Origin of the sequence: Streptomyces sp. NPDC019396 (assembly GCF_040632375.1) — a bacterium.
Lineage (GTDB): Bacteria > Actinomycetota > Actinomycetes > Streptomycetales > Streptomycetaceae > Streptomyces.
The window spans coordinates 1-26,247 of the sequence record NZ_JBEYBS010000022.1; the positions used below are offsets into that span (position 1 = coordinate 1).

18 protein-coding genes and 1 pseudogene are annotated in these 26,247 nt (G+C 67.0%); 16 read left to right on the plus strand and 3 right to left on the minus strand.

Going from position 1 to position 26,247, the window contains the following annotated elements; genetic code table 11:
* The first annotated feature begins 403 nt into the window (after window positions 1-403).
* From ABZ532_RS23675 to ABZ532_RS23695, 5 genes are all read left to right on the plus strand, one after another.
* Window positions 404-4,087 (plus strand): nitrate reductase subunit alpha, encoded by a 3,684-nt coding sequence (locus tag ABZ532_RS23675; RefSeq protein ID WP_361287417.1) that lies wholly within the window; start codon window positions 404-406, stop codon window positions 4,085-4,087.
* A 1-nt stretch (window position 4,088) separates the two neighbouring features.
* The gene (gene narH / locus ABZ532_RS23680; RefSeq protein WP_361287117.1) at window positions 4,089-5,795 is read left to right on the plus strand and encodes a nitrate reductase subunit beta; all 1,707 of its coding nucleotides are present in this window, start codon (window positions 4,089-4,091) and stop codon (window positions 5,793-5,795) included.
* Window positions 5,792-6,454: a nitrate reductase molybdenum cofactor assembly chaperone gene (narJ, locus tag ABZ532_RS23685; protein ID WP_361287120.1), complete on the plus strand. Its 663-nt coding sequence runs from the start codon at window positions 5,792-5,794 to the stop codon at window positions 6,452-6,454. Before narH ends, narJ begins: the two co-directional genes overlap by 4 nt.
* Window positions 6,451-7,221, plus strand: a complete 771-nt coding sequence (narI, locus tag ABZ532_RS23690) for a respiratory nitrate reductase subunit gamma (protein WP_361287123.1) — start codon at window positions 6,451-6,453, stop codon at window positions 7,219-7,221. The genes narJ and narI overlap by 4 nt, the downstream gene beginning before the upstream one ends.
* Window positions 7,222-7,402: 181 nt before the next feature.
* A complete protein-coding gene (locus tag ABZ532_RS23695) occupies window positions 7,403-8,281 on the plus strand; it encodes a universal stress protein (RefSeq protein WP_361287126.1) in 879 nt (292 codons plus the stop codon).
* Between the two features lie 320 nt (window positions 8,282-8,601).
* On the opposite strand, the gene ABZ532_RS23700 is transcribed toward ABZ532_RS23695, so the two are convergent.
* From ABZ532_RS23700 to ABZ532_RS23710, 3 genes and pseudogenes are all read right to left on the minus strand, one after another.
* Window positions 8,602-9,846, minus strand: coding sequence for a SpoIIE family protein phosphatase (locus tag ABZ532_RS23700; RefSeq protein WP_361287129.1), 1,245 nt, complete (start codon window positions 9,844-9,846; stop codon window positions 8,602-8,604).
* A gap of 404 nt (window positions 9,847-10,250) precedes the next feature.
* Entirely contained in the window at window positions 10,251-10,610 is a 360-nt protein-coding gene (locus ABZ532_RS23705; protein ID WP_361287132.1) for a phosphotyrosine protein phosphatase, read from the minus strand.
* Between the two features lie 100 nt (window positions 10,611-10,710).
* Window positions 10,711-11,162, minus strand: a pseudogene (locus ABZ532_RS23710) (Tn3 family transposase); the annotation flags it as partial.
* A gap of 484 nt (window positions 11,163-11,646) precedes the next feature.
* On the opposite strand from ABZ532_RS23710, the gene ABZ532_RS23715 reads away from it, so the two are divergent.
* The 11 genes from ABZ532_RS23715 (at window position 11,647) to ABZ532_RS23765 (ending at window position 26,095) form a co-directional block, all read left to right on the plus strand.
* Window positions 11,647-13,104: an arylsulfotransferase family protein gene (locus ABZ532_RS23715; RefSeq protein ID WP_361287135.1), complete on the plus strand. Its 1,458-nt coding sequence runs from the start codon at window positions 11,647-11,649 to the stop codon at window positions 13,102-13,104.
* A gap of 611 nt (window positions 13,105-13,715) precedes the next feature.
* Window positions 13,716-14,843 (plus strand): hypothetical protein, encoded by a 1,128-nt coding sequence (locus ABZ532_RS23720; protein ID WP_361287138.1) that lies wholly within the window; start codon window positions 13,716-13,718, stop codon window positions 14,841-14,843.
* Window positions 14,840-16,558 carry a hypothetical protein gene (locus tag ABZ532_RS23725; protein WP_361287141.1) on the plus strand — a complete coding sequence of 573 codons (1,719 nt, stop codon included), beginning with the start codon at window positions 14,840-14,842 and terminating at the stop codon, window positions 16,556-16,558. The genes ABZ532_RS23720 and ABZ532_RS23725 overlap by 4 nt, the downstream gene beginning before the upstream one ends.
* A 71-nt stretch (window positions 16,559-16,629) precedes the next feature.
* Complete coding sequence (locus ABZ532_RS23730) at window positions 16,630-17,325, plus strand: hypothetical protein (protein WP_361287144.1); 696 nt, start codon at window positions 16,630-16,632, stop codon at window positions 17,323-17,325.
* A gap of 21 nt (window positions 17,326-17,346) precedes the next feature.
* The gene (locus tag ABZ532_RS23735) at window positions 17,347-18,810 is read left to right on the plus strand and encodes a glutamate--tRNA ligase family protein (protein WP_361287147.1); all 1,464 of its coding nucleotides are present in this window, start codon (window positions 17,347-17,349) and stop codon (window positions 18,808-18,810) included.
* Between the two features lie 46 nt (window positions 18,811-18,856).
* The gene (locus ABZ532_RS23740; RefSeq protein WP_361287150.1) at window positions 18,857-19,834 is read left to right on the plus strand and encodes a S66 peptidase family protein; all 978 of its coding nucleotides are present in this window, start codon (window positions 18,857-18,859) and stop codon (window positions 19,832-19,834) included.
* The gene (locus ABZ532_RS23745) at window positions 19,831-20,901 is read left to right on the plus strand and encodes a hypothetical protein (RefSeq protein WP_361287153.1); all 1,071 of its coding nucleotides are present in this window, start codon (window positions 19,831-19,833) and stop codon (window positions 20,899-20,901) included. Before ABZ532_RS23740 ends, ABZ532_RS23745 begins: the two co-directional genes overlap by 4 nt.
* The gene (locus ABZ532_RS23750; protein ID WP_361287156.1) at window positions 20,894-21,748 is read left to right on the plus strand and encodes a methyltransferase domain-containing protein; all 855 of its coding nucleotides are present in this window, start codon (window positions 20,894-20,896) and stop codon (window positions 21,746-21,748) included. Before ABZ532_RS23745 ends, ABZ532_RS23750 begins: the two co-directional genes overlap by 8 nt.
* A gap of 6 nt (window positions 21,749-21,754) precedes the next feature.
* On the plus strand, window positions 21,755-23,035 hold the full coding sequence (locus ABZ532_RS23755; protein ID WP_361287159.1) for a pyridoxal phosphate-dependent aminotransferase: 1,281 nt from the start codon (window positions 21,755-21,757) through the stop codon (window positions 23,033-23,035).
* Window positions 23,028-25,037, plus strand: coding sequence for a radical SAM protein (locus ABZ532_RS23760; protein ID WP_361287162.1), 2,010 nt, complete (start codon window positions 23,028-23,030; stop codon window positions 25,035-25,037). Before ABZ532_RS23755 ends, ABZ532_RS23760 begins: the two co-directional genes overlap by 8 nt.
* 35 nt (window positions 25,038-25,072) lie before the next feature.
* Complete coding sequence (locus ABZ532_RS23765; RefSeq protein ID WP_361287165.1) at window positions 25,073-26,095, plus strand: amino acid--tRNA ligase-related protein; 1,023 nt, start codon at window positions 25,073-25,075, stop codon at window positions 26,093-26,095.
* Window positions 26,096-26,247 lie beyond the last annotated feature (152 nt).

The window sequence follows — 26,247 nt, forward strand, 5'->3', positions numbered from 1 at the left end:
CACGATCCACGGCCGCGACTGACGCTTCCCCATGTTGAAACCAACGAGCATCCGAACCGAAAGTCACATGATCAACAACTTCTGTTAGGACCTCTTAGCCTCCCCCTGGCACTCGACGTTCGCCGGTCGACCAGCAATTCGGCCTTGGCGCTGCGTGGCCAGAACCCGCGATTCACCCCGCTCACGCGGGCCCGTTTGGACGGCTCTAGAGGAAACACGGGACTGCTCTGGTGCCAACGACCACCGCTGCTCGCGTTTCGCGTGAGTGTGGTGCGGTGTTGACCTTTCGGAGGATGGCGGTCGTAGGGTCGTGTACGGCCAGACTTGATCACGACTCGAACGGGCTGTACGCCCGGGACGGGGTGGCACGGTGGGCGCGGAAACCAGCCGGGCACGTACGGGCATGGACGGCGAACTGGCGGAGGCGCTCGTGCGCAGCCGCCGGTTCTTCACCCGGGCGGAGGTGTCAGACGACCTGCGCTCGGTGTACAAGGAGGGCGGCCGGCAGGCGGACGACTTCTACCGGGACCGCTGGTCGCACGACAAGGTGGTGCGCTCCACCCACGGCGTGAACTGCACCGGTTCGTGCTCGTGGAAGGTGTACGTCAAGGACGGCATCATCACCTGGGAGGCGCAGCAGACCGACTACCCCTCGGTCGGCCCGGACCGTCCTGAGTACGAGCCTCGCGGCTGCCCCCGCGGGGCGGCGTTCTCCTGGTACACCTACTCGCCCACGAGGGTGCGCTACCCGTATGTGCGGGGCGTGCTGCTTGAGATGTACCGGGAAGCCAAGCAGAGGCTGGGCGATCCGGTGGCGGCCTGGGCGGACATCGTCTCCGATCCCGAGAAGGCGCGCCGCTACAAGCAGGTGCGCGGCAAGGGCGGCCTGGTACGGGCGAGCTGGGATGAGGCGGTGGAGATGGTCGCCGCCGCGCACGTCCACACCATCAAGGAGTACGGCCCGGACCGGCTCGCCGGCTTCTCGCCGATCCCGGCGATGTCGATGGTCTCGCACGCGGCCGGCGCCCGCTTCTACTCCCTGCTGGGCGGCGCGATGCTGTCCTTCTACGACTGGTACGCCGACCTGCCGGTGGCCTCACCTCAGATGTTCGGTGACCAGACCGACGTACCGGAGTCCGGGGACTGGTGGGACGCCGGCTATCTGATCATGTGGGGCTCCAACCTGCCGGTGACCCGCACGCCGGACGCGCACTGGATGGCCGAGGCCCGCTACCGCGGCCAGAAGGTCGTCGCCGTGTCGCCCGACTACGCAGACAATGTCAAGTTCGCCGACGAGTGGCTTGCCGCCCAGCCCGGCACCGACGGTGCCCTGGCGATGGCCATGGGGCACGTGATCCTCAAGGAGTTCTTCGTCCACCGGGCCACCCCGTACTTCACCGACTACGTCAAGAAATACACCGACCTGCCCTTCCTGGTCTCCGTCGACCAGGTGGAGGGCAAGCCGGGCACGTACCGGCCCGGCAAGTTCCTGACCGCCGCCGACCTCGGCGGCGAGTACGCGGAGACTGAGCACGCGGAGTTCAGGACCGTGCTACTCGACGCCGCCGCCGGGACGCCGGTGGTGCCGAACGGCACGCTCGCCGACCGCTACGGCGAAGCGGGCTCCGGAAAATGGAACCTGGACCTCGCCGGCACCGACCCCCTGCTGTCCGCCGAAGGCAGTGCCGACGCGCCGGTCGCCGTGGAGCTCCCCCGCTTCGACGCCCCGGACGGCAGCGCGGGGCGGCTGCGGCGCGGCGTGCCGGTGCGGCGGGTTTCCGGGCGCCTGGTGACCACGGTCTACGACCTTCTGCTCGCCCAGTACGGGGTGGCCCGCGAGGGGCTGCCCGGCTCCTGGCCCACGGGCTATGACGACGCGCAGGAGCCGTACACGCCTGCTTGGCAGGCGGCAATCACCGGCGTCGCGGCGGACAAGGCGGCTCGTATCGCTCGGGAGTTCGCGACCAACGCGGAGGAGTCCGGCGGTCGGTCGATGATCATCATGGGGGCGGGGACGAACCACTGGTTCCACTCCGACACCATTTACCGGGCGTTCTTGACTCTGACGACGCTGACCGGCTGCCAGGGCGTCAACGGTGGCGGTTGGGCGCACTACGTCGGTCAGGAGAAGGTGCGTCCGATCACCGGCTACTCGGCGATCGCGACCGCGGCGGACTGGAACCGGCCGGCGAGGCTGATGATCCAGACCGCGTACTGGTACCTGCATTCCGACCAGTTCCGTTACGACCCTTTCTCCGCTGACACCCTCGCGGCGAGCGGTGCAGGGGGGCCGTTCAGTGGGAAGTCCACGGCGGATGTGATCGCTCAGTCGGCGCGGATGGGCTGGATGCCGTCGTACCCGACCTTCAATCGCAACCCCCTGGACCTCGCCGATGAGGCAGAGGCGGCGGGGCGTCCGGTCGCCGAGTACATCGTGGACGCACTCAAGAAGGGCAGGCTGCGGTTCGCGGGTGAGGACCCGGACGCGCCGGAGAACTTCCCGCGGGTGCTGACCGTGTGGCGGGCCAATCTCCTGGGCTCCTCGGCGAAGGGCAACGAGTACTTCCTCAAGCACCTGCTGGGCACTGACTCCTCCGTACGCGCCACCGAGGCACCGCCAGAGGCCCGGCCGCGGGAAGTGGTCTGGCGGGAGGAGGCCCCCGAGGGCAAGCTCGACCTGCTGCTGACCCTGGATTTCCGCATGACGAGCACGACTGTCTTCTCCGACGTGGTGTTGCCTGCGGCGACCTGGTACGAGAAGCACGACCTGTCCAGCACGGACATGCACCCGTTCGTGCACGCCTTCAACCCGGCGATCTCCCCTCCGTGGCAGACCCGTACCGACTGGGACGCTTTCCACACCCTCGCCAAGGAGTTCAGCCGCCAGGCAGCTGGTCGTCTAGGGGTGCGTAAGGACGTGGTGGCGGCTCCGCTGCTGCACGATACGCCGGACGAGATGGCCAACCCGCGCGGCAGGGTGCGCGACTGGAAGGCGGGGGAGTGCGAGCCGCTTCCGGGCCGCACCATGCCCAAGCTCGTCACGGTGGAGCGTGACTACGGTACGGTCGCTGACAGGATGGCCGCCCTCGGCCCCTTGCTGGACACCCTGGGCGCCACCACCAAGGGCGTCACCTTCAAGGTCGACCGCGAACTGGATTACCTGCGGCACAAGAACGGCACCGCCCGAGGCGGCGCGGCCGACGGACGGCCCTCGATCGCCCGCGACGTGCACGCCTGCGAGGCGATCCTCGCTCTGTCCGGCACCACCAACGGCCATCTCGCCATGCAGGGCTTCCGCACCCTCGAAGCCCGCACCGGCACCCAGCTCGCGGACCTGGCAGCCGAGCACGAGGGCAAACAGATCACCTTCGCCGACACCCAGGCCGCGCCCGTGCCGGTCATCACCTCCCCTGAGTGGTCCGGATCGGAGACCGGAGGGCGCCGCTACTCCCCGTTCACCGTCAACGTCGAGCGGCTCAAGCCCTGGCACACCCTCACCGGACGCCAGCACTTCTACCTCGACCACGACTGGATGACCGCGGTCGGCGAGCAACTCCCCGTCTACCGGCCCCCGTTGAACATGCACGCCCTGTTCGACGAGCCCCACGTCGGCGATACCGGCGAGCTGGGTGTGACGGTGCGCTACCTCACCCCCCACAACAAGTGGTCGATCCACTCCGAGTACCAGGACAACCTGTTCATGCTGTCGCTGTCCCGCGGCGGCCCGACGATCTGGATGAGCACCCAGGACGCGGCCAAAGCCGGAGTGAAGGACAACGACTGGATCGAGGCCGTCAACCGCAACGGCGTCGTCGCCGCCCGCGCGGTCGTCTCGCATCGCATGCCGGAAGGCACCGTCTACATGCACCATGCCCAGGACCGGCTGATCGACGTACCCCGCACCGAGACCACCGGTCGGCGCGGCGGGATCCACAACTCCCTGACCCGCCTGCTGATCAAGCCCAGCCACCTCATCGGCGGCTATGCCCAGTTGTCGTACGCGTTCAACTACCTCGGCCCGACCGGCAACCAGCGTGACGAGGTCACCGTCATCCGACGCCGCAAGAACCAGGACGTGGAGTACTGACATGCGTGTGATGGCCCAGATGGCGATGGTGATGAACCTCGACAAGTGCATCGGCTGCCACACCTGCTCGGTCACCTGCAAACAAGCGTGGACCAACCGCACCGGCGTCGAATATGTGTGGTTCAACAATGTCGAGACCCGGCCCGGTCAGGGCTACCCGCGCCGCTACGAGGACCAGTGCACCTGGCAGGGCGGCTGGGAGCTGAACAAACGCGGTCGGCTCGCGCTGAAGGCGGGCGGCCGTTTCAAGAAGCTGATCCAGATCTTCTCCAACCCGAAGCTGCCGACGCTGGACGACTACTACCAGCCCTGGACCTACGACTACGAGACCCTGACCAACGCGCCGCTGCAGGAGCACACCCCGGTGGCCCGCCCCAAATCGTTGATCACCGGTAAGGACATGAAGATCGCCTGGTCGGCGAACTGGGACGACGACCTCGGCGGATCGGCCGCGACCAGCGAGAGGGACGTCCTGCTGCGCGAAGTCTCCGAGAAGATCAAGCTGGAGTTCGATCAGACGTTCATGTTCTACCTGCCGCGGATCTGCGAGCACTGCCTCAACCCGTCCTGCGCGGCCTCCTGTCCATCCGGTGCCATCTACAAGCGGGAAGAGGACGGCATCGTACTGGTCGATCAGGACCGCTGCCGAGGCTGGCGCATGTGCGTCACGGGCTGCCCCTACAAGAAGGTGTACTTCAACCACCGCACCGGAAAGGCCGAGAAGTGCACCTTCTGCTTTCCTCGGGTCGAGGTCGGCCTGCCCACCGTCTGCTCCGAAACCTGCGTCGGCCGACTGCGCTACATCGGCCTGATCCTCTACGACGCGGACAAGGTCCTCAAGGCCGCATCCACCCCGAATGACACCGATCTCTACGACGCGCAGCGGCAGGTCTTCCTCGACCCGAACGACCCCCAGGTCGTGCGCGAGGCAGAGAAGGCGGACATTCCGCGGGACTGGATCGAGGCCGCCCAGCGCTCCCCGATCCACTCCCTGATCAACACCTACAAGGTCGCCCTGCCGCTGCACCCGGAGTACCGCACCCTGCCCATGGTCTGGTACATCCCTCCACTGTCCCCGGTCGTCGACGCCGTCCGCGACACCGGCCAGGACGCCGAGGACCACCGCACCCTGTTCGCCGCCGTCGGCGCCCTGCGCATTCCCGTCGACTACCTCGCCCAGCTCTTCACCGCCGGCGACTTGGCACCCGTCGACGCCGTGCTACGCCGCCTGGCGGCGATGCGCGCTTACATGCGCGACATCAACCTCGGCCGCCAACCGGACGCCTCCATCCCCCAGGCGGTCGGCATGGGCGAGGAGCAGATGTACGACATGTACCGGTTGCTGGCCTTGGCCAAGTACGACGAGCGGTACGTCATCCCGCCCGCGCACGCTGAGCAGGCCCACCGACTCGAAGAGCTGGCCACCGAGTGCAGCCTGGACTACGAGGGCGGCCCCGGCATGGGCGGCTCCGGCCCCTTCGGTGAGACCTCCGGCGGCGCCGCCCCAATCGCGGTGGAGAACTATCGGGCCCTGCGTGACCGGCAGAGCTCCGACACCCCCGCCGCCCCCACCCGCAAGGCCACCCGCGTCAATCTCCTCAACTGGGACGGCAAGGGCTCCCCACCCGGCCTGTTCCCGGACAGACCAACCAGCGGCAGCAGCAGTACCGGGGAAGACAGCGGCGGGGAGGTCGAGCCGAAGCCATGAAGAGGAAGACCATGCGCACCGTCGGCATGCAGCCTTGGCATCCCTACGCCTGGCAGGTCCAGTCCCTGCTGCTCGCCTACCCCGACGAGCAGTTCGAGCAGCGCCTGGCCCTGACCAGCAGGGTCGCCGCCACCCTGCCGGAACCGGTCGCCCGCGCCCTGCACCGCTTCACCGCCCAGGTCGAGAAGACCAACAGTGCCGACTTGGCCACCGCCTACGTCGCCACCTTCGACCACCGCAAGCGCTGTTGCCCGTACCTGACGTACTACGCGCACGGCGACACCAGGAAGCGCGGCATCGGCCTTCTGCGGCTGAAGCAGACGTACGCCGCGGCCGGATGGCGCCTGGGCGACGACGAACTGCCCGACCACCTCGCCGTCGTCCTCGAGTTCGCCGCCACCGACCCGGAAACCGGACATCGTCTGCTCACCGAACACCGCGCCGGCCTCGAGATGTTGCGCCTGGCCCTGAACGACGACGGCTCGCCCTGGGCGCATGTGCTGGACTCCGTCTCGGCCACCCTGCCCGACCTCGTCGGCGACGAGGGCGAAGCCGTCATGCGCCTGGCTGTCCAGGGCCCGCCAGAAGAGCAGGTCGGCCTCGATGGGTACGCATCGCCAGTGTTCCTGCCCGACCCCGTCCTAGGAGGTCCCCGATGACCGCACCCGAGCAGCCCTTTATCCTGGCGGCCGAGGCCGGCATCGGTGGCATCCTGCTGTGGGTCGTCCTGCCCTACGTTGCCCTCGCGGTGTTCGTCCTCGGTCACGTCTGGCGCTACCGCTATGACAAGTTCGGCTGGACGACTCGCTCCTCCCAGCTCTACGAGAACCGTCTGCTGCGCATCGGCAGCCCCTTGTTCCACTTCGGCATCCTGATCGTGCTCCTCGGCCACGTCGGCGGCCTGGTCATCCCCAAGAGCTGGACCGACACCGTCGGCATCAGCGAGCACACCTACCACATTGGTGCGGTCCTGCTGGGCACGATCGCCGGCGTCGCCACGCTCGGCGGGCTGGCCATCCTCATCTACCGGCGCCGCACCGTCGGCCCGGTCTTTTCTGCCACCACCCGCAACGACAAGGCCATGTACCTCTCCTTGAGTGCGACCATCGTGCTCGGCCTGGCCGCCACGGTGGCCGCGAATGTCGTCGGCCGGGGATACGACTACCGCGAGACCATCTCCCCGTGGTTCCGCTCCATCTTCTACCTCCGGCCCGATCCGGACCTGATGAGCGGCGCCCCGGTCCTGTTCCAGCTGCACGCGGTCAGCGCCCTGCTGCTTTTCGCGGCCTGGCCGTTCACCCGGCTGGTCCATATGCTCACCGCGCCGGTGGGCTACCTGACCCGCCCCTACATCGTCTACCGCAGCCGCGACGCCCGGCTCGGCACCCGCTCCCCGCGCCGCGGCTGGGAACACGCAGGGTCATGAGTGTCCGATTCACGTGGCCAGGGGTGGGCAGGAGACCCAGCTGCCGCCGCAGCAGGGCAGTGGTCGGTCAGAGACCGTTGTCTGGCCGGTAGCCACCCCTGGTCGAACAGGTCAGGGCTTCGGGAAGATCGATGAGAGGGGTTGCTGAAACCCCAGTGCCCATCCACAAGGAGGCCGTTGTATGACTCGCCCTGTCACCGTCGGAGTGGACGGATCGCCCGAGAGCCTGGCCGCAGCCGATTGGGCTGCCCGTGAAGCGACGCTCCGAGGTGCACCTCTCCGCATCGTGCACGCCTGGCTCTGGCAGCCCCTTGACGTAGGGATCGTGCAGGACAGGGAGGCCCAGGCCCAGTCGGCCAACGGTCTGCTGAGGGAGGCCGAGACGCGTGTGGCAAGCCGCCGTTCCAGCCTGAAGGTGACGGCCGAGGTGGTGGCGGACACGGCGGTTACCGCGCTGCTGAGCGAGGCTGAGCGGTCCGAGATGCTGGTGCTCGGCTCACGGGGGTACGGCGCCCTGGCCGGCTTCCTTCTCGGCTCGTACGGGCAGCAGGTGATCGCCGCCGCGCCGTGCCCGGTGGTGTCGGTCCGGGACCCAGGGGGGCAGTCGGCAGCGCCGGAGGGCGGTGAGATCGTCCTGGGCCAGCAGGGTGGGCCCGAGGACTGTGACGCTGTGCTCAAGTTCGCATTCGAGGCGGCTGCTGAGCGAGGCACGAGCGTGCGTGCCGTGCGGGCGTGGAGCCTGCCGCCGATCTTCGCGTACAGCCCGGGCTCGATGCGCCTCGCCGATGAGGCGGGAGGGCTGGAACCCTTCGAGAAGAAGGCCCTGGCGCAGGCACTCGCTCCGTGGCGAAGGAAGTTCCCCGCCGTGCCTGTGACCGAACACGTGGAAATCGGAAGCGCCGGACAGGTGCTGCTGTCGGCTGCCGCAAAGGCCCAGTTGCTCGTGGTGGGGCGCCGCGCACGCCGTGCCCCGGTGGGCCCCCGCATCGGCTCTGCGGCCCATGCTGTCCTGCACCACTCCACTTGCCCGGTCGCAGTTGTTCCGCACGCCCGAGAGTAACTGCCCTTCGGGCCGGGGCGAGCAGTCCGTCTCGCTAGGCGTTCGCAGCCCGGTGAGGCTGTTGGTGGAGCCGGTCTCGCAGCTCGAAAGGCGCTCGGAATCTGCCATGTGGGCAAATCGTCCGAGCAAGGCTGCAGAGCGGCTTCCTCGCCCCTGCGCACCGCGAGTGCGATCTGGTCGATGACAAGCCGCGCTGAAGGCGGTACTGGTTCTTAAGGCAGCCACCACCAGCGCATAACCCACCAGCCTCGGATGGTGGCCACTCGTGTGGGTGAAGCCTTGACGCCGACTGCCGGTCAATGATCGTCACTGGTATGGCGTCAGAGGCGGACGACGACGAGGGCGATGTCATCGTGGGCACCGCCGGCGACACCGAGCCGCGCGAGCAGGGCATCGGCCAGCCGCTCCGGGGCAAGGCCCGTGAGGTCGCCCAAGGCGCTGGTGAGCCGGTTCAAGCCGGTGTCGATGTCCTCCCCGCGGTGTTCGATCAGCCCGTCGGTGTAGAGGAGGAGGGTGTCGCCTGTCCGGTAGGGGATGCCGGCCTGCGGCCGGGGGACGTGCTCGGACCGGGCTCCGAGCGGCGGGTCGGTGGCCTGGTCAAGCAGCTCGCATCCGCCGTCGGTGTGCATCAGCACCGGCGGCGGATGCCCGGCGCTTGAGTAGACGAGCAACCTCGCGCGGGAGTCGACGAGCACGGTGACCGCTGTGGTGGCAAGCGCCCCGTCGATCGAGCGGGCATACATGCCCAGCACCTCCAGGGCCTGGGCAGGTCCGGCAACCGCCCGGCTGGCGGCGGAAAGAGCGCTGCGGAGCATGCCCATGACGGTTGCGGCCTCCAGGCCATGTCCGACGACGTCGCCCACGGCAACGGTGAACCGTCCCTCGGACAGGTCGAGGGTGTCGTACCAGTCGCCGCATACATTCAAGGAGCCGGTCGCCGGCAGGTAACGCACCGCGATATCACTGTGCCGGGCCAGATCCGGGGTGTGCAGCATCGCCTCCTGAAGAGTGACGGCCACCTCCCGCTCCCGGGCATGCGCCGCGCGCAGCTCCTCGTTCAACCGCTGCAGCTCCCGCGCCCGGGCATACAACTCCGCCTCCATCCCCACCTCGCGCTCAGTCAGCCGCCCACCTTCCCCATGGTCCCCGAACTGGCGCGCCTGCACGAACGCGGTCACGTCTTCCACCCGGTGGATGATCCACGCCACCCGCCCGTCCGGACCCTTGACCGGAGTATTGACCGGGGACCACCACCGCTCCTCGAACTCGCCCGGCCGCTCGGCTACCGGGATGTCGTACTTCTGCACCGCCATGGTGTCCGCCTGCCCTGTAGCCAGCACCCGGCCCAGCGACGCCCTCAGATTGCGCACCCCATCTGCGGCCGGGTCGGCAGGGTTGTCCGGGAACGCCTCGAACACATGGCGACCGAGCAGGTCCTCCCGGGTACGCCCGGTCGCCCGCAGATACGCCTTGTTGACATCCACGATCACGAGATCCGGCGCCAGCACCAGATAAGGGCTCGGCGTGGCATCGAACAACGCCCTGCAGTCGACCTCCGGCCTCACGGACCACCGGCTCCTCATTCCGGACACGACGCCCCTGACACCAACCTACGCAGCCTTCGGACCAGCCGCGCGCCGGGAATGTTCCATCCGGCACGACGCAGATGGTGGAAGCGGTCACCTATGGCGGCGGGCGGCCGGATCGCAGGCGGCAACGTGCGCAGCGACCGCGCCGACGCCGGGCGTACCGCTCCAGGTGACCGTCCCTGGTGGCCGACACGGACGGTTCGCGTGGGGACTGCGGCGCTCGACGCGGAACTGCACTGCGCCCGCGCGGACGGCTCCTGCGTGTGCTGGCGGGGTAGCCCGAGGGCGGACGGATTCACCGAATGCGGGCTGCGGACGCCCTCATGGACGTCGGCCGGGTCCGTCATCGGCTGGTGGGCGGAAGCCGGTTGCGGTGGCCCTCACGCCGTGGGCCCGATGCCGAGTTCGGCGAGCAGGCCGCGGATGCGGAGTGCGATCTCGTCGCGGATCGGCCGGACCGCCGCGACGCCCTGCCCCGCCGGGTCGTCGAGCTGCCAGTCCAGGTACCGCTTGCCGGGGAAGTAGGGGCAGGCGTCGCCGCAACCCATGGTGATCACCACGTCCGAGGACTGCACCGCCGCACCGGTCAGGATCTTCGGGGTTTCGGCGGAGATGTCGATGCCGGATTCCCGCATGGCCTCCACCACGGCCGGGTTGACCGTGTCGGCGGGGGCGGAGCCCGGCGCGGGGTCAGCGTCCTCGACCGCGGTGGCCGGGCGGCCGAAGCAAAGCGCGACCAAGCCGAGACCAGCGGCGGCGCCGAGCAGCTGGGCGGCGAGGAAGGGCAGGGCTGCGCCTGCGGCGGCTGAACGGTGCCGCTCACCCCTCTTCCGCCTCGTCCTACTGCGCGGCGTCCGGGTCGCGCAGCTGGCGCAGTCCCTGGCCGGGGCCGCTGGCCTTGATGCTGAACAGGTAGCGGCCCAGGAAGCTGATGTGCCGGTCCTTGAGCGGGGAGGCCCTTGCTTCGTCCTCGTCCTTGACCTCGTGGCCCTCGGTGCGCAGCTGGGCGACGGCGGTGTCCAGGTAGTGGGTGTTCCACAGGACGACGGCCTTGAGGACCAGGCCGAGGGTGGCGAGCTGGTCCTCCTGGCCATCGCGGTACGCCTGGCGGGTCTGGCCCCGGCCGCCGTGGCATCGCGCGGCGAGCCGGTGGCGGGACTCCTGCACGGTCAGCCGCCGGTTCATCAGCCTGCGATAGGTGTCTTCGACGGGTCGACCAGGGCGAGCAGGTGCATGGCCTCGTTGATCCGCCCGTACTCGGCGAACGCCGCTCCCAGCGGGGTCGGGTGACCCTCGCGGCCGCTCTACGAGAACAGGGCCGACCCGGACGCGGCCGGGCCGAACGGCGAAGAGGACTGCACCGAAGACTGAGAACCTCGTCCTCGGCCAGGGGCTCGCGGGGGCAACGGCCCGATCTCGACTTTGTGTGTGGCGCCACCACGGCGGCCAAATAGCCCACTGCGCTGGGCCCACAACAGGCGTGCCCCGACGGTGAAGCCTAACTTCACCAATGGGCAGTAACCCAAGGATTCGGACAGAGGCGTAAGGGCTGTAAGGAGCCGGGACATGACGGTGCGACAACCGAGGGCCCGTAGTGCGAGACGAGGACTGAGCCGCACGGCAGGCGTCTGCGCGCTCGCCGCGGCATTTGCCTTCGCGGGCCCGCCGCTTGCAGCGGCGGGCCCGCGACCGAACCCGCCGCGCCCGTGTGCGACGGAGCCCGCTCCGCCGACTGGCGATGCGACCACCCCCTCGCCGATCACGTCAGGCAGCGGTGTGTGGAGCTTCGTTTCCGAGCCGGGCCTGCACCCGCAGCGGGTGACGGTGACCGCGCGCGAGCCGGGGACGGCTCCCGGCAAGATCTTCGTCGGCCCCTATGCCATCGGCACCGCCGTGTACGGCCAGACCGGGGCACTCATCTCGGACAACTCCGGTGATCCGGTCTGGTTCCGCCCTCTGTCCTCTCCAGACCTCCAGAACGCGGACTTCAAGGTCCAGAGCTACCACAATCCCAGGACCGGGAAGGCGCAGCCGGTGCTGACCTGGTGGCAGGGATCCATCGCCATTCCGCCCACGTACACGAACCTACCGGGTGGCGCTCCCGAGCCGGGGGGGTGCTACTACATCTACGACAACCACTATCGGCTGCTCAAGACGGTCTTCGCGCATCACGGCTTCTATCCGGACGAGCACGAGTTCCTGCTGACCCGCAGGGGGACCGCGCTGTTCATCGCGACCAAGCCGGTCCCCATGGATCTCAGGCCCTACGGGGGCCCTGAGGACGGAGCCATCCTGGACAGCGAGATCCAGGAGGTCGACCTGGAGACGGGCAGGCTCGTCTTCTCCTGGGACCTGCTGGACCACCTGGACCCCGCCGACTCCGAGGTGCCGGCCTCCGATGCGGCGACGTCGGGCGGAGTGTGGGACGCCTACCACCTGAACTCGCTCGATGAGGGGCCCAACGGGGAGCTGTTGATCTCGCTCCGCAACTTCTGGGCGATCTACGACATCTCGAAGAAGACCGGAAAGGTCAAGTGGCAGCTCGGCGGTAAGGACAGCGACTTCACCTTTGGCCCCGGCGCGGACTTCTACTGGCAGCACGACGCGCGGTTCGGGCCGAAGGGCACGATCAGCATGTTCGACGACGGCTGCTGCAACCAGCCGGACGGCACTCCGGAACAGGAGTCCCACGGCCTGGTCCTGGACCTGGCCTTCGATGAGCGCCGCGCGAGCGCCGTGCGGACCTACTATCACGAGCCACCGCTGTTCTCGGCGTCCCAGGGGAACACCCAGGCCCTGGACAACGGCAACAAGTTCATCGGATGGGGACAGAGCTCGTACTACTCGGAATACGCCAACGCGGGAAACACGGCGGGCGACGGCTCGGAGAACCTGCTGTACGACGCGCAGATGCCGGGCTCGAACATTTCGTACCGGGCCTTCCGGAACAAGTGGGTCGGCAAGCCCTACTATCCGCCGAGGGCAGCGGTGAGGACCGACGACGGTGAGTACGTCGTATACGCCTCCTGGAACGGTTCGACGCAGACCAGAGCATGGCGGGTGCTCGCCGGACCGGACCCCGACTCCCTGTCGGTGGTCGTGCGGCACGCCAAGCGGGCCGGTTTCGAGACGGCGATCCCGACGGATGCCCCAGGACCGTACTTCCAGGTCAAGGCATTGGACGAAGAGGGGCGTGTCCTCAAGTCCTCCGATGTCGTGACCCTGTCTCACTGAAGGCCGGGATGACCGATCCTATGACGGAGCCGCGTCCCGATCCCACCCGTCAGACCCGTCGGGGAATGCGCCCAGGCGAACTCGACGGCAAGTGGTACGCGAAGTACTGGCAACTTCAGTCTCACCCGCCCCTTTCAGGTGCCGCGTGAAGCGGGTACTCCAGTGATACTTATGTGGCTCATGTTTACTGCTGAGCCCGAATATATCGGAGAAGAATCGTTTCACGGCTCCGTGTGCCCAATCATCCGAACGGGCCCGCCGAGAATCATGAACAAGCTCTCTCACCCAGCCCCTTAAGTGTGATATTCATCGTTCGGGGCGGCTTCAAGTCATTGTCTGCGCAATGGCGATGGCGGCGGCCCGACTGGGGAGGGAGTGGCGTGTCCACGTCAGAAAGTATGGGTCTCCCAACACGGCTCGTAGGACTGGCAGGACTGACGGAGCAGAGCAATAAGTTGCTGGAGTGGGCGAACACAGCCACCGCTGAGGGACTGAGGTACGCCTCCGAGGGGCGGCGCGGCGCCAACGCCGCACGAGCGCAGAACCATGAGGCGCAGATGGCGAGCGTGCACGAGTCGCATCGGGCACGGGAGCATTCCAGGCTGACGCAGTTGAACAAGCTGGTGTCGTCGCTGGACATCAGGTCTGCTGCCGTGTCGTTCGGGTTCGACACAGCCCGGACGGCTGTCACAGCCTTCGCCGACGATACGGTGAACCGACGTGACCACGACAGGCAACTCGAACGCATTGCCGCCACTCGGAGCGCTGCGGAAAGCCTGGAGTGGAATCGGGCACTTGTGCAGGCGGCGGTCCACCACGAACTGAGCACGCGTGAACGGAATCTGGCCAACAGCCCCTTCTTCGACACGGTCGAAGTGGTGCGCGAGTTTGTCGCGGATGCCACCGGCGGGGGAAAAAGGCCCGCCCTGCTCATTGCGCCCTTTTTTCACGAGGAAGTCGGCGTACACGAAAAGCCGCCAGGCTTCCTGGTCGCGCTGCGCCAGTCCTGGTTGACCGCCCCCTGGCACGACGACCTTGTGCCGCTGGCGGGTGTGGTGGACCGTCCGCTGCACCGGCTCGACGTGGATGTCCGTGCTGTCCAGCGGGCCCTGCACGATCTACCGGTGGTCCTCATCCACGGACAGGTGCAGGAAGGGGGGCGGGTGTGGCCGTCCCTGGCGGCATGGAACCTTCTGCCTGACACCGGCAGCTCGTCGCTGCATCTGACCTTCCCGCACTTCCCCCTCGCCGAGACCGGTGATGCCCCGGCCGTACGCGCTCTGGGTGATCAGTTGGGCCGGATGTTCGCACTGACCGTTGGCAACCTCGGCGACTGGTTTCATCTTCTCCGGTACGAGCGGCCTCCGCGGGTCCACAACCTGCTGGTCGAGGACGAGGCACCGGAACGCGCCGTGCTCGCGACCAGCGCAGCTGACAGCTACGACGTCCTCATGACGGCCGGCCGACTTGACACGGACTGGGCGCAGATTCGGCAGGCTCGCATCTTGACCGAGGGCGGGTTGCCAGACATCGCAGAGCGCATGGCCCGTACCACCCTCGACGGGTTGGCGAGGTCTCCGATCGAGGACGCGAGCGGTCGAATGATGCTTCTGCGGGAACTGCTCGGTGTGTTCGGACTGCTGGGAAGCCACGAAGACCGAGTTCGGGTGGAGGCACTGCATGAAGAGGCCGCAAGTAAGCGCCTCGATGAGCTGCATGGTTGGGGGGTACGGCGGTGACGGCGTTTCAGCCGAAGGTGACTGCGGCCATCGACTTCGGTACGCACGGAAGTGGCTTCGGGTGGGCGGTCGTGTGCGAGGGGAACGACGACAGTGCCACCCGCAAGGTCCTGTCGGTCGACGGGTGGCAGGACCAACCGCACAGCTATCCGAAGAATCTGACTGCTCTGCTCATGGACGGCGACGGGCGCGTCTCCGCGTGGGGACACGCCGCGGTCAAGAAGTACAACTTTCACCGCGGCTCGAACGGCCACCGCTTGGTGAACGGCCTCGACATGAAGATGTCCCTCAAGCCGGAGAGCACCAACAGGGACAGGAACTACGCTGCCGACGGAGTCGAGGAGCTCATCGTCGAGTACCTGCGCCGCCTCTATGCCGATGCCGTGGATCACATTGCGACAAAGGGGGGTTTCGCCGAAGAGGAGATCACTTGGTGCCTGACGGTGCCAGCCATCTGGGACGATTTCGCGCGCCAGACGATGCGGAGAGCAGCGAAAAGGGCGGGCATGCCCACGGACGAGCAGCGATTCCAGCTCTGCCTAGAGCCGGAGGCCGCCGCTCTGTACGCCCGGAACAAACTTGCCGGCGGCGGTATCGACGAGCCCGGCACGCGTCTGGTCATCGTTGACGCCGGAGGGGGCACAGTCGACATCACCGCCTATGAGGTGGAACAGGACGGCCGCCTGGCCGAGCTGATCCCACCGCTGGGCGACGGGCTGGGTGCCGAGTACGTGAACACGGCATTCCGGGAGAAGGTCCTCGTGCCGCGCCTGAGCAGCCCCGACCGCGCTGACGGGTGCACCAACCTCCTCGAACTCGAGAGCAGGGTGCCAGGGCTGCTCTGGCATCTGCTCCAGGATTTCGAGCGGACGAAGGTCGACTTCGATCCCCTGCAGGAGACTCCCTCCCGCCTGGCTCTGCCGACACAGCTCTATCTCGCGCTTGACGACACCGAGCGGGAGACTCTGGCAAGCAAGCAGGACGGCATCGCCTACGAGTTCGTCTTGTCACGAGGAGAGTTCATCAGCCTCTTCGACCATGTGATAGACCCGATTCTGAAGCTGGTGAAGAAACAACTCGACTGTGTGCTAGCCGGTGCCACAGGACCGGTCCGGCTACTGGCCGTGGGAGGGTTCGCCCAGTCCCGCTACTTCCAACTGCGGCTGAACGAACTCCAGGACGACCGAGTGAAACTCGTCATTCCGCCGGCTCCCGCACTGGCCGTTCTCTACGGTGCGGTGCACTTCGCCTACGATCCCTCCGCCCTTCGTGTGCGACGTTCGCGCTATACCTACGGCTGCGACGTCTCCCTGCCTTTCGAGGAGGGGGACCCGGAGACCTCCAAGAACCGCGACGACGGAGGGAAGGAATTCTGCAGCAACCGATTCAAAACGTTTGTTCTTGAATCCGAGCCGGTCGAGGTGGGCTCTGCTTTCACCCACCATTTCACGCCCCTCCGCAAAGCGCAGAAGTCCGTTCTGTTCAATCTCTATCGGACCCCGGAACGGAAACCCCGGTACATCGACGAGCGAGGGTCGGTATCGATCGGGAAACTCGAGATCAAACTTCCCTCCAGTCTCCGGAGCCTATCGGAAGGAGATCGCTGTATCGAACTGTGCATGAAATTCGGCGGCACTGAAATAACGGCGACAGCGCGAATCCTGGCAACTGGCGAGACTCTCGAGACAAGAGTGGAGTTCGAGCCGAGGTGGTAGATCACAGCAAACCCCCGGTGGACACGAGTCGGCTATTTCTCTCGCATGCCGGACAAGACGAAGGGGGGGAATTGATCGACATGCTGGAAAATCTCGCAAAATTCTTCGGACGTCAGAGTCGACGCATTCAGGAACTGGAGCATGAGGTAAAGAAGTGCCATGAGGAAGTCGAGAGATGTATTGGACGAATAGAGCGGTTGGAGAGCCGTTGCAACCACAACGAAGACGAAATTCGACGCAATGGTAGGAGCATCGGCCGTGCACTCGCCTTCGTGAACGAGCAGCGGGACGACGTATTCACCGAGCAGGACAACCGCCATGTCGAACTCGCCCGGCGCTACGAGGACTTCCGTGATCAGAGGATCAGTCCGGCGGCCTCCGACGCGGTAGCCTCGGGGGAGGACAAGAGGCGGGACCCCCAGCGACACGCGGAAGTAACCGCGGAACTGTGCCGGGCCCTGTTCGCCACCGCGTGTCCGGACCTCCAGGCTGTCGGGGCCGCGTTGAAGGACCTAGCTCACGCAGAGGTACTGGCCACCGAACTCGTCGAGATCGCCAGGGAGTTGGTCGACGAAGCCGCCCGGGTTGGAGGCAGTCCGTACTGGGACTTCGACGCCCCGTCCGGAGGCGCGATCGACCTTGACCTCCAGAAGCTCTGGTACGACTCGGCTGAGGACGGGGTGCTGCACATGGTCGTCACGCCCGCGTATCGAGCTCGGGGCCGACAGTTCTGCGTGCAGTACGTACGAACAGTGCCCGCGGAGTGATGGCAGGTGGCTCCGACACGGATGAACGGTCGAGCGCTGCCCATGCCTCCTGGTCGCGACGCGGTACGGGTACGTTTCGCCCCGAACGGCGAGATTCCGTACGCCGCCTTCTTCACCCGCACGATCCTCTACTCGTGGCTGTTCGCCCGCCGCTACGCCGGAGCGTTCGTCCTGCGACTCGATGACACCGACCTGGACCACCAGGTGACCGGCGCGATGCGGAGTTACCTGTCGGGGATGCGATGGCTGGGCCTGGACTGGGACGAGGGCCCTGAAGCCGGCGGCGATCACGGACCCTATCGGCAGTCCGAACGTCTGCACCTCTATCGAGAGGCGATCGACGAACTGCTTTCTCAGGGACACGCGTACCCGTGCTACTGCTCCGCCGAACGCCTACGGGAGGTGGCTGCTGAGGCACGGCGTCCGGGCGCCGTCCATGGCGCGTACGACGGGCGGTGCCGGCACGCGTCGGCGGCCGACATCTCCGCGGCCGAGCGGGAGGGGCGCCGGCCGGCCATCCGCCTGCGGACGCCCGACGACGGTGTCATCGAATCACATGACCTGTTGCGCGGCGCCGTGAGAGTCCGGACGTCCGAGATCAGCGACTTCATCATCTGTCGTTCCGACGGCTGGCCTACGTACCATCTCACGGTCGTGGTCGACGACCGGCACATGGCGATCAGTCACGTCCTCCGGGGTGTCGAGGGTCTGTCCACCATGGCGCCCCAGGCTCTGGTCCACCAGGCGCTGGGTTTCCCCGTGCCCTACTACCTGCACTTCCCGCTGGTGCGGACGCCGGGTTTCACGATGGGTGACCGTTTCCTGCCGCGTGGCCGCCTGTTGTATCTCGATGAGCTTCGCCGCGCCGGGTACTACCCGCCCGCCGTCGTCAACTACTACGCGAACCTGGGCTACAGCGTCCCGTGCGAGGAACACGCATCACTCGACGACCTCGTCGCGGAGTTCCAGTATTCGGGGATCAGCAGGAAGGAGTTCGTCAATCAGTCGTTGGACAAGCTCGCCTGGATGAACCGCACCTACCTGCGTACAACGGCTCCGGTCCGCTTCGTCGAGGACTTGGTGCGACAACGCCTGCGAGACTCAGGCGTCGCTGACGATTCCGCCTCGGCCATCGCCACCCGCTCCGTTCCAGTGCTGAGGTCACGGCTGGCGGTGGGCGACGACATCGGGTCCCTGCTGTCCTTCGCCGTTCGGCCGGCACCTGCCGTGGACGGGGCGGACGACAACCCGGTCGCCCGTCACTGGACGGCGGTCGCTCTGGAAGCGCTCAGTCGGGACGAGCCCTTGGCCGCGAGCTTACGCACGCGGGCAGGCCCCGGGAAGGATGTCAGAGCCGAGGCGATCAGGTCGGTGCTCCGGTCCCTCGGAGCACACGGGACGCCCTTGAGTCCGGATGACGTGGTCACCGTCCTCGGACCCGAGGAAGCGACACACCGCCTGAGGCAGCACCCACGTGCGACCTGACACGCTTCGTCGGCCTCGTGCGATCGAGGGACACGCAGTTGCGGGTGTGTGGACCCCGTCGTCGCCGGCCCCTGCACGGTTCCCGCGCCGCTTCGCGCGAGCGCTGGCGGCGCTGCCCTGCGACGGCTTCGGTGTCCGCCGCGCTCCGCACGCAGAGGCCGACGACGGACTCGTCGCGGCCACACCCCAAGGCCTCGCCGCTGACCTTCACGAGCTGTTGCTCGACCCGGCGGTCGACCTGGTGTTGTGCGCCGCGGGCGGGTACACGACGGTGCGCGTCCTGCCTCATCTGGACTTCGGGCTCATCCGCGCGTGCGGAAAACCGATCGTGGGATACAGCGACGTCACCTCGCTGTTGTGGGCCGTGCTGAGCCGGGCGAACACGGTGACCTTCCACGGGCCGATGGTGGTGTCCGAGTGGGGCGAAGTCGGCGGCGCCAATCCCTATACGACCGCCCGGTTCCGCGATGTCATCTCCCCCTGGACCGGCCCCGTTCGCCTGACCGCCCCCGAGCGATGGACCGATGAACTCCTTGTGTGGGACAAGGAGGACGTGCGCCCACGCCGCACTCACCCGGGCATGTGGCGCGCGCTGATTCCCGGGGTGGCCCAGGGCTGGTTGCTGCCCGGGTGCGCGCCCACCGCTGGTCGGCTCTTCGGGACGCCCTGGATGCCCTGTGCCGACGGCGCGATCCTCTGCCTGGAAACGCTGTACATGGGACCGGAGGAATTCCTTGGTCTGCTGCTTCAATGGCGCTTGTCGGGACAGCTCGAGCGCATAAACGGACTCGTCATCGGACGGCACTGCCGCCCGTTGGCCGATTCCGACGACTCCTCGGCGTTCGACCGGGTCGTCCTCGAAGCCCTGGGCCGGGACGACATCCCGGTGCTGGTCGACGTCGATTTCGGCCACACGGAGCCGCGGCTGACCCTTCCGGTCGGCGTTGCCTGCCGGCTCGACGCCTTCTCTCTCTCGATCACCATCGTCGAAGAACCCGTGACCTCAGGGGGAACGAGCTCGTGAAGACTCGCATCGACACCGTCGACGGAGACATACGCATCATCTACCACCAGCAGCTGTGCCGGCGTTGTGTGCTCCCCGAAACCTTCCCCGACATCTCCTTCGACGCGCGGGGTGTGTGCTCGTACTGCAACGACGAGTGCGAGCGGATCACCGCTGGCCAGGTCGCCCTGACCGACGCCGTCCGTTCCGCGCTCGCCGGAGCCGCGCCGGAGCGTGCCTACGACTGCCTGGTGCTCTACAGCGGGGGCAAGGACAGCTCACTGGCGGCGAAGGTCGCTCGGCGCGATCTCGGCCTGAGGGTCCTGGCCTTCACCCTCGACAACGGCTACCTGTCGGCGGACACCAGCCGGAACATGGAGCGCGTCCTGGACGCTCTGGGCATCGACCACATCCGGTTCAGGCCGCCGGCCCGTCTGATGCAGCCGCTCTATCGGACCAGCATGCAGCTGGACTTCCAGGCCGACACGACGAAGTACGCGACTGGCGGCTGCGGTTCATGCATCTCGATGGTGCTCGCTGGCGGCCTGCGTTTCGCCGCCGCGCACTCCATCCCGCTGCTGGTCGGCGGATGGACACCCGGGCAGTTCACGACCAGTCCACTGGTTTCGGTCTCGTTTCTGCGGACTGTCATCAAGCGCCACTTCGACCCGCTGGCGGTCGAGTCGAGCTCCCTTGCCGAGCACCTGGAGTCGTGGCGGCACTCCACCGGCGAGGCCGGAACGCCCGCCGGTCTGCTGAACCCCCTGTACGGGACGGAGTACAGCGAGGCGGACACCATACGGCAGTTGTCCGACCTCGGCTGGTCCCCACCACGGGACACCGACTCGTGTTCAACGAACTGTCGGCTCAACGGCCTGCTGATCCTTGATCACGTCAAGAGGTACGGCTTCCACCCCTACGTGTACGAGCTGGCGCATCACGTGCGGCTGGGCGCGCTCACGCGTGCGGCCGCCCTGGAGAAGATGAGCTGCATCGGGGTGAGGCCCGAGAACGTGGACAACGTCGCGGAGGAACTCGGCGTGCCGAGCGTCCTGACGCCACAACGGAAAGGCTCCCTCCATGTCTGAACCCGACGCCATCAGCGCCCCTATCACCGCCTTGAGCCCGGACGATGTCCGGGTCCTCGACTTCTCCAGTGTCGTCGGTCTGCTCAACGAGCCGAACATGCCGTCCGGCGGTGGCCGTACGGTGCGCCGCGTCATCGCGATGGCCCGGCTGGCACCGGGCGCTCGCGTACTGGATATCGGCAGCAACACCGGTTACACCAGCATTGAGCTCGCCAGCTGGCTGGACGCACAAGTCGTCGGGATCGACATCAATCCGGTGGCCACGGCCTTCGCCAAGGCCAAGGCCGCACGGTACGGACTAGCCAATGTGCGGTTCGATGTCGCCGATGCCACCGACCTGCCGTACCCGTCGGCCAGTTTCGATCTCGTCTACTGCAGCAACACCACGTCGTTCATACATGATCACCGGCGCGCTCGCGACGAGTACTACCGGGTACTGGCTCCGCTCGGTCGCCTCGTCGCTGTTCCCATCTACTACGCCTCACCGCCCCCAGAGAGCCTTCGCCGGCGCGTCGGCGATGCGATGGGCGTCGATCTCGCGGTCACCGACCAGGACTACTGGCGGGACCTCTTCTCCGACGGCGAGGCCACTCTGATCGAACAGGAGACGTACGAGTACGTCCGCCAGAGCCCTGAGCGCATCGCCTCCTACGTGAAGTCGATACTCGACCAGCCTCATCTGGAATCGGTCGACGCGAGGGTGCTGCAGGCCGCTGCCGAGCGCCTCACACACTTCTACGAGTTGTTCGACGAGAACCTCACGTACGCCCGCTACGACATCCTGATGTACCGATGCGGCCACCCGAACCCCGAACCGGTACTTCACCGCACCCGAGCGGTCCGGTGAGACCCGGTGGACGACCTGGACACCCTGCTGGAGAGGCACGTCCATCCCAACCGGCTGCCCGACACAAATTGGCTCGACCGCTTCCTCGCGCGCTCGGACCGTCCAGGCGAGCCGATCCTCCTCGGCTTGGGTGAGGTCTGGGGGCGTACGCCCCAGGTGCTCGTCGATGGGCTCCGCGACGTGCCCGACGCCGCACACGGATACCAGCTGTCGATGTACGGTCTTCCCCGGCTGCGGTCCGTCCTGCGGCAGTACATTCGCGACACTCATCGCCTCAGCCGGTACGAGGGCGACTTCGAAGTAGCCGTCAGCTGGACCGGGACACGCTCGGCCATGCGCGACTACGCCGAACTCCTGCTCGCCGCGCACCCCCGTGGGACTCCGGTCGCCGCAGCCGTGGCTCCGTCGTGGGACTACGCCGGCGTCCTGGAACCGCTCGGTTTCCGGATGGCCTATCTCGCTACGGCAGACTCCGGACACTGGGAGCCCAGGCCCGACACGGTCGCTGCGTTCGCCTCAACGCTCACCGAGCGCCTCGACCTCGTGATTCTGAACGTCCAACACAACCCGACCGGTCTGAGCTGGACTGTGGACGCGGTGAGGGCCCTGCTCCATATGGCAGCGGAGCATCAGGCGGCGATCCTCATCGACGACGCCTACTACGGATTCGCCGACCCGGAGGGGGAGCCGGCCTCGGCAGTCCGCGAGCTACTCGGACATCAAGGCGCCCGGCACCTGCCATGGCTGGCCGTCCGGTCTCTCGGCAAGCAGTTCAACTGCAACGGATGGTCTCTGGGCGCCCTCACCGGCCCTCCGGCGCTGTTGGACCGCCTGGTCAACGACTATCGCGCGCGGCACAGCTTCAACACAGGCGGCCTGCTCCAGAACGCGATGGCCCGCTGGCTCGAGAGCCGGTCCGCGGTCGAGGACTACCTGCGCGTGGAACGCCGGTTGTACCGGCGGCGACGCGAAACCGTGACCGAATGCCTGATCCGCGCCGGCGTACCCGGCGACGACATCATCTGCGGCTCGTCCGGTCCCTATCTGCTGATGCCGGTGCCCGGCCACGCGGGAGGAAGCAGCAGAGCCGACTACCTGGAGCAGTGTGCGGTGCGTGCGGGCGTTCTCATGTCTGACGCGTGGCCGGCGGACCGCGTCCTGGACACCCGCGGGCGCCACGGCCGTCACGTGCGCATGTTCCTCGGGCGCGAGCCCGAAGTGCTCACCGAGGCGTGTGAGCGCCTGCAGTCCGCCGGTCTGCTGAGTAACGGGGTGCGCCATGAGTGACGTGCACCCCGACCATGAGGCGCTGAAGTGTCACCTGGTGGAGATCACGCCCATGCCGGGGGTGAGGTACAGCCTCAATCTCGGCTACCTGCACGCCGCGGCCGCGGCCGATGTCGCCTGCGAATCGGCCTACGACTTCTTCAAGCACGTGATCTTCCAGGCGCCGGACCTGTTGGAGCACACCGAGGCGTGGCTCGATGGACTGGGCCACGTCGACGTGCTGGCTCTCTCGGTGTACTTCTGGAACCGGGAGCCGTCGATGCGCCTGGCCGAGGCCGTCAAGAGGCGCTGGCCAGGCTGCGCGGTCGTCGTCGGCGGCAACGACGTCACCCACCAGGCCGCTGCCGTATTCGCCGGGTGCGAGGCCGTCGACTACCTCGTTCACGGCGAAGGCGAGTTCACCTTCCGCGAGTTGCTGAAGGCGCTGGCCCCGCCCGGCAGCGGAGCCGGACCGGACCTCGAACGTACGCGGGGCATCACCTTCCGTCGCAACGGCATCCCGTACACAGTGCCGGCGGGCGAACGTATCAGCGACCTGAGTTCGATTCCCTCTCCTTTGCTCAGTGGCGTCTATGGTGTCGACGACATCCGGGACTCCCGCGTCATCATCCTGGAGACCAACCGCGGCTGCCCCTACTCGTGTGCGTTCTGCTACTGGGGCGGCGCCACCCGGTCCAAGGTGCGCCCGTTCCCGCTTGAGCGGATCAAGCAGGAGATCACGTTCGTCGTCACTCACGCACGACCCGACGCCACGTTGTTCCTCGCGGACGCCAACTTCGGGATACTCGGCCAGGACCTTGAGATCGCACAGTGGCTGGTCTCAGAGCTCCGTCGCCTTGGCAAGCGGATATTCCTCTTCACGAACTGGGCCAAGAACACCAGCGCACGAGTGCTGGAGACGGCCGAGATCCTCTACTCCAGCAACGTGATCGCGGCGGTGACGCTGTCGGCGCAGTCGTTCACACCCGAGGTCCTGCGGATCGCTCGGCGCTCCAACATCAAACCGGACTACTACCGCAGCCTGCAGGCCGAGTTCCGGCGTCGCGGCGTGCCGACGTACACGGAGCTCATCTGGGGCATGCCGGGGGAGAGCCTCAGGACGTTCCTGGAGGGCCTCGAGTACGTCATCGCCAGCGGCGGGTTCCCTGTCGTCTACCCCTTGCTGCTGCTGAACAACACCGAGTACACGTCGGCGTCCTTCCGGCACGACCACTCCGTGCGGACCCGCCACCTGCCGTACCAGGTCACCAATCCCGAGATGCGAGCCGAGTTCGTCATCGAGCACTCGCTGATGACCGAGTCCGAGTGGCTGGAGGTGATGGAGCTCCGCCTCGTCATGGCGGTCTTCCACGCTGCGCTTCTGCGAGGTCTTCTCTGCGTTGTCAGCAGGCTGACCGGACGCCGGGTGGTCGACCTGTGCCGTGTGCTAGCCGGGGTCTTCGGAGAGGTAACGACAACCTCGGTACTGGACGCGCTGCTCGACAACCACCGACGGATCCTGACCGATGCGGACGCATTCGACCGGGAGCTGGTGATGGGGATCACCGGATCCGACGCGATCCCGGACCACATGCACTACCAGGCCGTGATGACCCACCTCCTGGCCGGCGACGAGGCCGAGAAGGTCGTCACGGAGGCCGCGGCGCACCTGTGGCGGTCCATTGAAGCGGACGGCGCCATGGACTCGACCACGTTCCAGGCTCTCGTCACCTTTCAGGTGTCGGCGGTACGCGCACTCGGTTGCAGCCTTCGCGGCGAGAGCGATGCCCGCCCGGTCCCGGTGTCGATTCCGGTCACTGTCCACGACCTGCTTGTCGAGGTGGGTCAACTCCATGATGTACGACGAGATGCCGATGGGGAGCAGGTGATTCTCCTGGACGCGGCCCGGTTCGCGGCGACACCGCGGGACTCGCTCCTGCTCGCCATTTATCACGGAAGCGTGCAGATGCCAAAGTCCTTCGAGGTCCTCGCCGAGGCCGCACGGTCGAGCGCCGGGAGGTGATCTCTGTCAACCCACCGACGACGAGGAGCCAGTCGATGTCCGAGACGTTCACCCGAGCCATTTCACCTTCGGGTGCGTGGCGCGCAGTCGCCGGATACCACCGGCAGATCCTGGCCAACCCCTGGTACCGAGGGGTGGCCGCTCTCCAGAATGCGGTGAGCGAGTTCACCGTCGACTTCTGGAGAAGACGTCGAGGTCAGACCCTGCACCTGCCCATTACGACGGGGGCGGTATCCAGCCCGATGGGCCGCGGGAGTGATTCCTCGCCGGTGGCCATCGAACTCGGCGGAGTCCGGACATACTTGGCGGACTCGATGCAGTTCATGCTTGAACTCGGCTGTCGCCTCACAGGAACTGACTGCTACTACATCATGCCGTCGTTCCGGGGGGAGAGTTGCGATCCAACGCACCTGAGCCAGTTCTTTCACAGCGAGGCCGAGATCCGCGGGGGGCTGTCATTCGTTCTTGACGTGGTCGAGCAGTATCTTCGGTTCGTCACGGCCCGCCTGCTTGACTCCCACGCCGACTTGATTGTGTCCCTCGGTGGAACCCTGAGTCAGCTCGAGCGGATGGTGGAAACTGCGAGTTTCCATCGATTGACCTTCCACGAGGCCGCCGCCCACCTGGGCAGCAACGGCATCGTCGATCACGGGGGCTGGCGGACGCTGACCCGTCAGGGGGAACGCGACCTGCTCTCGACGGTCGGCGAGTTCATCTGGGTGACCCACTGGGACCACCTCGCGGTTCCGTTCTACCAGGCGTTCGCGGACGATGACTCCACGCGAGCGCTGAACGCCGATCTGCTGTTCGGGCCCGGCGAAATCGTCGGCGCGGGTGAGCGCCACGAGCGCCCCGACTCGTTGCGGCATGCCCTCCGGCTGCACGAGGTGAGCGAGGAGTCGTACGAATGGTACGTGGATCTGAGGGCGACCGATCCGGTGCGCACCTCGGGATTCGGCATGGGCATCGAGCGCTACCTGATGTGGGTGCTCAGCCACGGCGACATCCGTGACCTGCAGCTGCTGCCGCGTGACTTGGGTAAGGACATCGTGCCGTGACTACCACGGGAATGCCCGGTGGCGTAAACGATTCGAGGTATGGTCCGGGTCCTGTCGACCGCCGACCTCGCGGTCGACAGGGGGGACGGCACCCACTCAGGACCGGCGTTCGTTCCGGGCCTGCACCGGTCCATGTCGTGTCGCCGCGTACG